Source organism: Micromonospora sp. NPDC005197 (genome assembly GCF_040608295.1).
In the GTDB taxonomy this organism is placed as follows: Bacteria; Actinomycetota; Actinomycetes; order Mycobacteriales; family Micromonosporaceae; genus Micromonospora.
Genome location: NZ_JBEXHY010000264.1, coordinates 1 through 1,912, shown reverse-complemented (window position 1 = coordinate 1,912; position 1,912 = coordinate 1). Strand labels below are relative to the sequence as shown.

1 pseudogene is annotated in these 1,912 nt (G+C 84.4%); it reads right to left on the bottom strand.

The features are described from left to right. Positions 1 to 1,538: pseudogene (locus ABZU46_RS31705) on the bottom strand (hypothetical protein); the annotation flags it as partial. Between the last annotated feature and the right edge of the window lie 374 nt (positions 1,539 to 1,912).

Below are 1,912 nucleotides of genomic sequence, written 5' to 3'. Positions count from 1 at the left end.
CCCGCCCGGTCGGCGCCGACGGGCGGCTGCCCGACCCCCGCCGGGCGGACGGCGGCGCGAGCCGGACCGTCCGGACCGGCGCCCGGCGGGACGGCCGCACGGGCCGGGCCGTCCGGACGGGGCCGGGCCGAGCCGGGGCGGGGCGGGGTGTCCGGGCCGACGCCCGGGCGCACCGCCGCACGAGCGGGACGATCCGGATCGACGCCCGGCGGCACTGCGGCACGGGCCGGGGCGTCCGGGCCGGCACCTGGGGGCACGGCGGCGCGAGCCGAGCCGTCGGGGCGAGCGGCACCCCGCTCGGGCATGCCGGCGCCGGGACGGGGTGGACCGTCGGGACCACGGCGACCGGCGCCGGAGACCGGCGCCTCGCCGGGCGCGGGTCGGGCCCGCCCCCCGGGCGGTGCGGAGCGGGCGCCCCGGACGGGAGCGGGCCGCCCGCCGCTGGCGGGGCCGGCATACGGGTCGTCGCCGCGGTCGTCGGCCGGCCCGGGACGACCGGTGGGTCCGTCGGGGGCGGAGTCGGCCGGCGGGCGGCGGCGTCGGTTGATCGGATCCGCGGCGGCCCCCGGAGCGGCCCGACGGCCGACGGGCCGCTCGCCGGTGACCGGCGGATGAGGCACGGAACCGCTCGGCTGCTCTCCGGTGGGGTCTGGCCCGCCGGGCCGGGCGGCCCGGCGGCCGGTGGGAGCGCCCGCGCCCGGGTCGGCCGGTGGCCCGACGGGACGACGGCCGGCGGTGCGTTCCGCGGCGGGATCGGGTACGGCGAGTGGGCCACCGGAGCGATCGGTCAGATCACCGGCGGGCGGCGGGGCGGTACGGCGGCCGACGGGGCGGTTCGCGGTCGGGGCCTGCGCATCGCCACCTCTGCGGTTGACCACCGGCAGACCGGGGTCGGTGTGCGGCAGCCGGCCGGCCTGACGCAGCCAGTCGGCCGGCCGCTCCGGGCGGTCCGCCCGCGGCTCACCGCCGGTCGGCACGCGTCGGCCCTGGTCGTCGGGGACCGCTCGACGGCGGCCGGTGCCGTCGGTGGACGTGACGCTGGCGGACCCGGCGCTGGCGGACCCGGCGCTGGTGGGCCCGGCGCTGGTGGGCCCGGCGTTGGTGGGCCCGGCGCTGGTGGGCGCGGTGGACGCCTGCGGCATCGGTGGGGCGTTGCCCGAGCGGGGCACCACCGGCGCGTCCGGTTCGGCGGCACGGCGGTGACCACCCCCGGCCGGGCGGGCGTGACCCGCGGGCTCCGGCGCTCCCGGGTCGACCGGGCCGGGACGACGCCGGGCCGTGCGCGGGTCATTGTCGATCGCGGGGTCGGCTCGCAGCCCGTCGGCGACCTGCGGCGCGACGCCGGGCGGCGGCCCGCCGAACCGGCCCGGACCGGCCGCGGTGGGTGGCCCGGCGGGTCGCGCCGGATCGGGAACGGGTCCCGTCGTACGTCGGCCGGCGGCCAGGTCGTCACCGGTCAGCGGCCGGCCGCTCCCGGTCGGGTCGGGCCGGGGTCGGCGGCCCGGCGGCACGGCGTCCGGCCGGCGCAGTGGCGGCATCGCTTCCGCCCGGCCGGTCGGGGCGGCGGCATCCGGGCGGTGGCCGGCCGGGGCGCCCGCAGCCGCTGGCCCTCCGGGCGGGCCGGACGGTCCCACGGTCGGACGCGGTCGGGCCGGAGCGCCGCTGGACGGGCGGGGCCCGGGAGGGCTCGCCGGGTCACCGCCGCCCGGGCGAGCGGCGGGCGGCGCGGCGGCGCGGGGGCCGGTGCCGGGAACCGGCTGGGCGCCACGCGCCGCCGGCGGGCCCGCGACGGTGCCGGCGGGCCCGGTGGCCCGGACGCGGTCGGCAGGTGGGCGGTCGGAGTGCTCGCGGTCGGCGGGCGGGCGGGCGTCCGGGCGGCGACCCGGCGGGGGCGCCTCTCCCGGCCAGGGGC